The following is a 7,972-nucleotide window of genomic DNA, read 5'->3' as shown; positions in this document are numbered from 1 at the left end:
GCCGCTCCGGCACCGCGACGCCGCGCTCCCGCAGCAGCTCGTGGCTGCGGCGCTTGTCGAACATCGCCGCCACCGCCGCTGGCGGATGCACCCACGTCGCCGTCGGCCAGATTATCGCTGCTTCGCGTTCGAGCCGCGCCAACAGCCGCGCATAGCCGCGGAACCACTGGGACGGGTGCACGAGCTCGCCCGTGCGCTCCTCCAGCGCCAGCGCCGCGCTCGACGCGAGCGCGCGGGGGCGCTGACCGGGCGGCTCCGCACCGGTCCATAGCAGCCGATCCGCGTCAGGCTCGACGTCGGCATCGGGCGCGCCGAGCGCGAGCAGCCGCCGCTCGACGCCGAAGTGCTCGCCCGGCGAGTCCAGGCGTAGCAGCTGCGGCTGCACGCCGCGCGCCGCCAGCTCCGTCAGCGACAGCTCGCCGCCGAGCAACGCCTCGTAGGAGGCCACCGTCGCTGGGGGCAGACCTAGCCGCATGCGGGCAGCCTGGAGCGCACGCGTGCGGCGATTGTCCGGGTGACCGATGAGCAGCATCTCGCTCTCCCTACTCGGTGATGTAAGGGAAGCGATAATCCTCATCGTCCTCTTGCTGATCGGAGACATTGACGTTCATGCCCGTATCCTGCCAGCGCCGCACCATCGCATCCGACATATAGTGATAGCTCAGGTCGAGCTTGTCCAGCTTCCGTACACCGGCGCTAGCGATCAGCGCCTCTGCGCCTTTGTCGGTGAGCGTACCCATCGACAGATCGAGCGTCTGCAGATGCTGCAAGATCGGAGCATCAGAGATGGATATCGCGATCTCGTCCTGCAGCTCGCTATTTTTGATCCCCAGGTAGGTCAGCTCAGGGAACCGGCCGCTCTCCAGCAGGGGCAGGATATCCTCGATGCCGCCGTCGAAGCCGTAGTCCTCGACGCCCAGATACAGCTCCAGATGGCGCAGCTTCGGCAGCCGCGCGCCAGCGACGCTCGCGAGCACATCCTTGCCCAGACCGCCGGTGATGAGGATCAGCTCCTCGAGATTGTCATGCGCCAGCGGCTCGATGGACAGCCCGGAGCCCCCGGTCACCGTCAGCGATTGCAGCGCCGGATACGCCTCGAGGAGCGGTCCGACGTTGGATTGCATGATCCAGGAGATCTCGCATTCCTCGCCGCTCATGTCGCCGACGTGGATTTTGCGCAGCGCCGGGAACGATTCCTTCAGTCGGACGAGCGCTTCGATCGCCCCGGCAGAGTCGTTCTCGTATGCGCCGCCCCAATCGCCGATAATCAGGCTCGTCAGGCTCTGGCTCTCCGGCGAGGCTGCGAGCGCCTCCAGCTTCTCCGACATCGTCTTGCCTGCTTCATGCGCCTCATAATCTACGACCAATTTCACTTCCGACATCTCGTCGCCTCCTGCACTTGGATATTTCTTAATGGTAAGCACTGCTAGTCTATTTTTCGACAGGCTTTTCACCCAAATCATGCGCTTCGGCCCGGGACTATGGCCGCATTTCCTGGCCAGTCGTCAGATGGCTCTCTCCGACAGAGCCTTCGGTCCCGGACCGTCCCGCATGAACGATCAGCCCTTGCCGTCTGTTAGCAACTCCAGCAAGGCGGCCGGCAACGGGAACTGCTGCTTGCTGATGATGATCTGCTTCAGCTCCTCCTCCCGGATCACCTCATGGGCCTCCTTGATGACCGTGACCTCCTTGTGCAGCCGTTCCATCTTCAGGTCCAGCTTGGCTGCGGAGTCGGCCGCTTCCTTGAGCTCGGCGAGCAGGGATGGCGGAACGGACTCATTGTACTTGTAATAGATCTTGTGCTCCAGACTGGCCCAGAAATCCATCGCGATCGTGCGGATCTGAATCTCGATGCATATTCGCTCCTGCCGATCGGACATGAATACCGGAACTTCGACGAGCAGATGCAAGCTCTGATAGCCGTTGGGCTTGGGATGTTGGATGTAGTCCTTAGTGTCGAGGATGATCAGGTCATGCTGACTTTTGAGCATATCATGGATGCGATAGATGTCCGATATGAACGAGCAGGTGATGCGGAAACCGGCGATATCCTTGATGTTCTCCTTGATGCTCGGCAGCGAGATATCGAAGCCCTTGCGGTACAGCTTCTTGATAATGCTCTCCGGCGACTTGACGCGGCTCTTCGTATGCTCGATCGGATTGTAGTCGTGGAGCAGGTGGAACTCTTCCTTCAGAATCTCGACACGCGTCTCCATCGCATCCAGAGCAAACTTGTACATCATCATAAAACGGGTCAGCTCGTTGCGGATCACCTTGAGCTGCTCAATCTGCATTCCATTCATCATATGTTGTCCCATCCTAACCTGGATCGTATAGTCTTGAAGGCCCGGCGGGCATCTAGCAAAGGCGTGCATCGCCGAGGCGGTTGCTTCTATATTTAAGCTTAATATAAACCTAGCGTAGAAATCAAATGGACAGCCGTCCCTTAGCATAACAGAGTCCTCTGGACAAGCCGCGACGGATCGCAAAACGAAAACGCAGCCCCAGCAAATCCGACTTCGCCCCTATAGGTTGCTTATAAATCAAAAGGGACCGCGCCCTGTCATCCCGAGATGACCGGCCAGTCCCTTAACGATGAGGCGTCGCGATGCTATACGAACGCTTACTTCAGCCTGCGCGCATAGCGCCACAGGGCGATCGATGCGATCAGCGGGAAGATCGCATATACGCTGCGTTCCCACGCCTGAGCGATGCTCGTGATGAAGAGCACAGCGCCCACTGCGATATACAATCGCTTTTTGCTCATCCTGCTCCCGCTCCTATCATAGACTCTGACGGGCATAGATCCGAACCGACACCGCTATCGATCCTAGCAACAGGATCGCCGCAGCCGCCATCGCCAAGACGCCCTGCGCGACGGGCGCAATCCCTGCCATACTGCCAAGCAGCGAGCTGCCATCCAATTCTCCTACCGCGTAAGGCAGGAGGAAGGGCATCAGGAAGATGAAGAAGAAAAATACCAACCGCGACTTCTCGTAGCCCAGACGGTACTGAATCGGCAGGAATAGTCCGAAGACGGCTGCCAGCAGCAGCAAGGAATACCCCAGCTCCTGGATACCGAGCACCGGCAACCGCTCAGGAGCAGCCAGGGCGGCTAACGTATAGAGGATGTAACAAGCCCCGATCAACAGCAGGATCAACGCGTATTTGCCGAGGACCAGCGTTTTGCGGGTATAAGGAGTCGCGCACAGATAAGCGGCGCCCCGGTATTTCTCTTCGGCCATCGAGACGCTATTGAAGAACAAGTACACGATGAACAAGCTGCTGAGGGCAAAGGCAACCGACGTTGCCGCGGCCGCCTTGCTGACGATATAAAACGGGATCGCCACGGCCGCAATCGGCAGCAGCGCCCAGTAACGCTTGCCGAGCCGCAAATCCTTCAGAATAAGATGATAGATCATGCTCGCGACCTCCCTACATAACCCAGCATAATATCCTCCACCGATGGCCGTTCGACCTGGACCTTGCCAAGTTGGCGGCAGACCTTCTCCCGTTGCGCGGTAAGTCCTGTGAAGCCATAGCTGCTCTCGTCCAAAGTCAGGAACAACGAGCGAATGTCCGGCGTCAGCTCCTCCGCACCGCCCTTGATGATTCGATGCGTGTCGAGCAGACGGTCCTTCTCCTCCTCCCACACCACCTTGCCCTGATCGAGCAGGATGAGATAGTCCGCAATCTTGTCAAGATCGGAGGTGATGTGAGTAGATACAAACACGCTGTTCCCCTCGGCCACGTAAGAGAGCAACAGGTCCAGCAGCTCCTTGCGCACCTGCGGGTCCAGACCGCTCGTTGGTTCATCCATTACCAGCAGCCTGGCCCGGTGCGACATCGCCAGCGCGATTGCATACTTCATCCGCATCCCCTTGGACAAGGTGCCGATCCGCTGCTTGCCTTGCAAGCCGAAGCGCTCCAGCAGCTTGCGGAATTGCGACTCATCCCACTCGCTGTAGGCGGCGGCGACGACATCCTTCATCTCCAGCAGCGTCAGATCGGGATAGAAATACCCGTCATCCCATACGACGCCGATCTGATTTTTGAATACCCGCTCCCGCTTGCGGATGTCTTCCCCTAAGAAACGAATGTCGCCAACATCCTCTCGCATCAGTCCGAGCAGCAGCTTGATGGTTGAGGTTTTGCCCGCGCCATTGACGCCGATGAAGCCGGTGATGCAGTTGTCCGGCAAAGCGAAGCTTACCCCGTCCAATACAAAATCGCCTAAACGCTTGGTCAGACCTTCCACTTCAAGTATTGCTCCCATCACTCTTCCTCCTCAAAAAGCAACTCCATCATCGCAAACAGCTCCTGCCTCGTGATGCCCAGCATCCGCGCCGTGTCCCAAGCCTCCGCCAGCTTGACCTCGACCATCCGACGCTTCGACTCCAGCAGCAGCTCCCGATTGCCCTGGGCTACAAAAGAGCCCTTGCCTGCCCGCGTCACGATATAGCCTTCGCTCTCCAACTCGTCGTAGACCCGACGGGTCGTCAGCACGCTGACGTGAAGATCGTTGGCCAGCGCCCGGATCGAGGGCAATGCCGTTCCTTCGTCCAGCTCGTCCTGCAGGATCGCTTGCTTGATCTGATCCTTGATCTGCTGGTAGATCGGCTGATCCGATGTATTCGAGATGACGATCCTCATACAACCTCTCCTTGCCCGATAACCTGTCTGCTACTCCTGTAAATCTCAACTGTGTATCTACTACATACACAGAATATACAACATAAACAGTATGCAGTCAAGCATTCAAAACCTGGTCTGTCAAACCTGGTCCCGCTTAGCAACGCGAATAAAGGCAAGCCGCGATCCAAATCGCTGCTTGCCTTTACTTAACGCCACGCTATGCTCCGGTCATCGCCGCTGCCGACTACTGCTCGGTATAGCGGAAGTAATCAAAGTCGGCGTGCAGGCGCGCGCCGCTCGTATCCTGGACGCAGACGCCGATGTAGGTGCCGGTGAAGCGGATGTACACCGGCGACTCGTCGCAGAGATGGCTGACATCCAGCGCCGGGCCGATCGCCGTCCAGTCTCCGCCCTCCTCGGCATAGTAGAACTGCGCCCGCTCGCGGCGGATGACGACCTTGAGCCGGATATGGCCCTGCTCGGCGATCGACACCTCGCGGTCCAGCGCTTCCTCGCACTTGCCGTTGATCGACTGGAATATATTCAGACAACGTCCGACCTCGTCATCGCGACTTACCCGCAGATAGACATAATCCTGCGTGTCGTAATAGAGGATCAAGCCCGCCATCTGTGGATAATGCTGCGGATCAAAGTCCAGCGATGTCTCGGCCTCGCAGTCCATCGACTGCTGTCTGCGGGCGACGATGCTCTGCCTGTTGATCGAGATCGGCGACTCCTGGCCGTACAGCCGCAGATGGCCGGGGCGCTCGGTCAGCGACAGCCAGTCCGGCGTCGCCGGGATGCGCAGCGTATTCCACTGGATGCCCAGCTCCGGGCTGTCGAAGTGATCCGTCTCGGGCAGCGGCTCGAACGGATGGAGCGGCAGCGCTGGCGCCTGCACCTCGAGCTGCGGCGACGGGCCGCCCTCGACCTCCAGCCAGCCATCCTCGGTCCAGTGACAGCGCTGGATCGCCGTCTCCCGTCCGAGCATGCAGTAGCCCTCCCGAACCGGACGTCCGACCAGGTGCACCATATACCACTCGCCGGTCTGCGTCTCCACCAGGTCGGCGTGTCCCGCCTTTTGCAGCTCCAGCTCCGGCGTGCCCGAGGACGTCAGGACCGGATGGTTGGGCGATAGCTCGTACGGCCCCTCGAGCTGCCGCGAGCGAGCGAACGTCACCTGATGATCGTAGCCGGTGCCGCCCTCGGCCGTCAGTAGATAATAATAGCCGTCGCGCTTGTAGACATGCGGCCCCTCGGTGAGGCCGCTCTTCGTGCCGCGGAAGATGTTGCGCACCGGTCCGACGAGCTTGCGCTCCTCTGGCGAGTACTCCTGCATGAGGATGCCGCCGAACGGATGGTTGCCCTGACGATGATCCCACTGCATGTTAAGCAGCCACTTGCGGCCGTCGTCATCGTGGAACAGCGACGGGTCGAAGCCGCTGCTGTTCAGATAGATCGGATCGGACCACGGCCCCATAATATCGGTCGCCGTCACCAGATAGTTATGCGTATCCTTGAACTTGCCCATCCGGCTCTTCACATCGGTGTAGATCAGATAGAATACCCCGTTGTCATAGGACAGGCACGGCGCCCATACGCCGCCCGAGTCGATCGTGCCCGCCAGCTGCAGATGCTCCGGTCGCGTCAGCGGATACGTCAAGGGCCGCCAGTGGACGAGATCCTTGGAATGATGGATGCGTACGCCGGGAAACCATTCGAACGTCGAGGTCGCGATATAGTAATCGTCATTCACCCGAACGATTGACGGATCGGGATGAAATCCGCGCAGGATTGGATTATGGATCACTTCCGTTACTCTCCTTCCGGCCGTGTCAGGCCGCTCATAATGGTCTGTCCTTCCGGCGTGCGCATCCCTGCCTCGAGCAGGCCGACGATCCGATCGACATCATAGACGCAGCCTCGCCACGTCCCGCCGCTCGCCGCCTGGAGCGCCGCCCACAGCCGGGTATCGTCCGGCAGGTCGGGGTCCTTGGCGAGCCCGGGATGCGGCGTCCGCGCAGCGAGCAGCAGACTGCCCTCCGCAGGTCCCGCCGGCTGATCGCCGTCGCCGACCATGTCGATGCGGCCCTCCAGCCGCAGCAGGTCAATACGGATGTCGATCCAGTCGCCGTCGCGCAGACGGCCGACCGGCCCGCCAGCCAGCGCCTCGGGACCGATATGGCCGACGCATGCCCCTGTCGAGACGCCGGAGAATCGCGCGTCCGTCAGCAGCGACACATGCTTGCCGTACGGCAGATGCTTGAGCGCCGACGTCAGCTGATACGTCTCCTCCATGCCGGTACCCGACGGTCCGCGACCGATCAGCACGAGCACGTCGCCAGCGACGATCGCCTTTGTCTTGATCGCCCGGATCGCTGCCTTCTCGGTCGTGAATACCTTGGCCCGGCCGACATGGCGATAGACGCCATGCTCGTCGACCGTCGACGGATCGATCGCCGTCGACTTGATGACCGAGCCCTCCGGCGCGATATTGCCGAGCGGGAACGTCACCGTCGACGTCAGACCCGCCTGGCGCGCCCGCTCCGGGCTGAAGATGACGCGATCCGGGTCGACGCCCTCGGTATCCCGCAGATGCTGACGCATCCGGTGACGCCGCTCCGAGTCCTCCCACCAGTCGAGCGTCTCGCCGAGCGTCTGCCCGGTGACCGTGAGCGCCCGCTCCTCCAGCACGCCGAGACGGCGCATATGCAGCATCACCTCGGGCACGCCTCCCGCGAGGAAGGCGAGCACGGTCGGATGATGCTCCGGTCCGTTGGGCAGGACGCTGACCAGCCGCGGCACCTCGCGGTTCACCTCAGCCCAGTCGGCGACGCCCGGCAGCCGCAGCCCCGCCGCATGGGCGATCGCCGGGATATGGAGCAGCAGATTGGTCGAGCCGCCGAATGCCGCATGCACCGCCATCGCGTTGCGGATCGCCGCATCGGTGAGGATCATGCCCGTCGTCAGGCCGCTCTCGGCCATATGGAGCGCCGCCCGCGCCGACTGACGTGCCATCTCCTCCCACACCGGCTGCCCCGAGGGGGCAAGCGCGGCGTGCGGCACCGTCATGCCAAGCGCCTCGGCGACGACCTGCGCGGTGCCTGCGGTGCCGAGGAACTGGCAGCCGCCGCCCGGCGAGGCGCAGGCCCGGCAGCCGAGGTCTGCCGCCTCCTCGAGGCTCAGCTCGCCGTTCGTATAGCGCGCGCCGATCGTCTGGATCTTCCCGGCATCCTCGCCGCTGGTCGGCGGCAAGGTGACGCCGCCCGGCACGATGACGCCGGGCAGGCCGGTCATGCCGGCCAGCGCGATCATCATCGCCGGCAGCCCCTTGTCG

At 61.5% G+C, this 7,972-nt stretch carries 8 protein-coding genes and 1 pseudogene; all 9 read right to left on the bottom strand.

What is annotated here, in order from left to right; genetic code table 11:
• A pseudogene (locus PA598K_RS38055) lies at positions 1–532 on the bottom strand (STM4014 family protein); the annotation flags it as partial.
• Positions 533–542: 10 nt separating this feature from the next.
• Positions 543–1,382 (bottom strand): STM4015 family protein, encoded by an 840-nt coding sequence (locus PA598K_RS18515; RefSeq protein WP_128658385.1) that lies wholly within the window; start codon positions 1,380–1,382, stop codon positions 543–545.
• Positions 1,383–1,559: 177 nt separating this feature from the next.
• Positions 1,560–2,303: a GTP pyrophosphokinase gene (locus PA598K_RS18510; RefSeq protein WP_128658389.1), complete on the bottom strand. Its 744-nt coding sequence runs from the start codon at positions 2,301–2,303 to the stop codon at positions 1,560–1,562.
• Between the two features lie 320 nt (positions 2,304–2,623).
• The gene (locus tag PA598K_RS36325) at positions 2,624–2,767 is read right to left on the bottom strand and encodes a hypothetical protein (protein ID WP_185602088.1); all 144 of its coding nucleotides are present in this window, start codon (positions 2,765–2,767) and stop codon (positions 2,624–2,626) included.
• Positions 2,768–2,783: 16 nt separating this feature from the next.
• Positions 2,784–3,422 (bottom strand): ABC-2 transporter permease, encoded by a 639-nt coding sequence (locus PA598K_RS18505; protein WP_128658384.1) that lies wholly within the window; start codon positions 3,420–3,422, stop codon positions 2,784–2,786.
• Complete coding sequence (locus PA598K_RS18500; protein WP_128658383.1) at positions 3,419–4,276, bottom strand: ABC transporter ATP-binding protein; 858 nt, start codon at positions 4,274–4,276, stop codon at positions 3,419–3,421. The genes PA598K_RS18505 and PA598K_RS18500 overlap by 4 nt, the downstream gene beginning before the upstream one ends.
• On the bottom strand, positions 4,276–4,653 hold the full coding sequence (locus PA598K_RS18495; protein WP_128658382.1) for a GntR family transcriptional regulator: 378 nt from the start codon (positions 4,651–4,653) through the stop codon (positions 4,276–4,278). Before PA598K_RS18495 ends, PA598K_RS18500 begins: the two co-directional genes overlap by 1 nt.
• 226 nt (positions 4,654–4,879) lie before the next feature.
• Positions 4,880–6,445, bottom strand: a complete 1,566-nt coding sequence (locus PA598K_RS18490) for a glycoside hydrolase family 43 protein (protein ID WP_128658381.1) — start codon at positions 6,443–6,445, stop codon at positions 4,880–4,882.
• A 5-nt stretch (positions 6,446–6,450) separates the two neighbouring features.
• A partial coding sequence (locus tag PA598K_RS18485; protein WP_128658388.1) for a YjhG/YagF family D-xylonate dehydratase occupies positions 6,451–7,972 on the bottom strand: 1,522 nt, incomplete at its 5' end.

The organism is Paenibacillus sp. 598K (assembly GCF_003851045.1).
Taxonomy (GTDB): Bacteria; Bacillota; Bacilli; order Paenibacillales; family Paenibacillaceae; genus Paenibacillus_D.
The sequence above is the reverse complement of the archived record's forward strand: the minus strand, read 5'-3'. Positions and strand labels throughout refer to the sequence as shown.

Excerpts from the sequence above, each read along its gene's own strand:
- PA598K_RS36325 (WP_185602088.1), bottom strand. The coding sequence starts at position 2,767 with ATGAGCAAAAAGCGATTGTATATCGCAGTGGGCGCTGTGCTCTTCATC.
- PA598K_RS18510 (WP_128658389.1), bottom strand. The coding sequence starts at position 2,303 with ATGAATGGAATGCAGATTGAGCAGCTCAAGGTGATCCGCAACGAGCTG.
- PA598K_RS18505 (WP_128658384.1), bottom strand. The coding sequence starts at position 3,422 with ATGATCTATCATCTTATTCTGAAGGATTTGCGGCTCGGCAAGCGTTAC.
- PA598K_RS18495 (WP_128658382.1), bottom strand. The coding sequence starts at position 4,653 with ATGAGGATCGTCATCTCGAATACATCGGATCAGCCGATCTACCAGCAG.
- PA598K_RS18515 (WP_128658385.1), bottom strand. The coding sequence starts at position 1,382 with ATGTCGGAAGTGAAATTGGTCGTAGATTATGAGGCGCATGAAGCAGGC.
- PA598K_RS18500 (WP_128658383.1), bottom strand. The coding sequence starts at position 4,276 with ATGGGAGCAATACTTGAAGTGGAAGGTCTGACCAAGCGTTTAGGCGAT.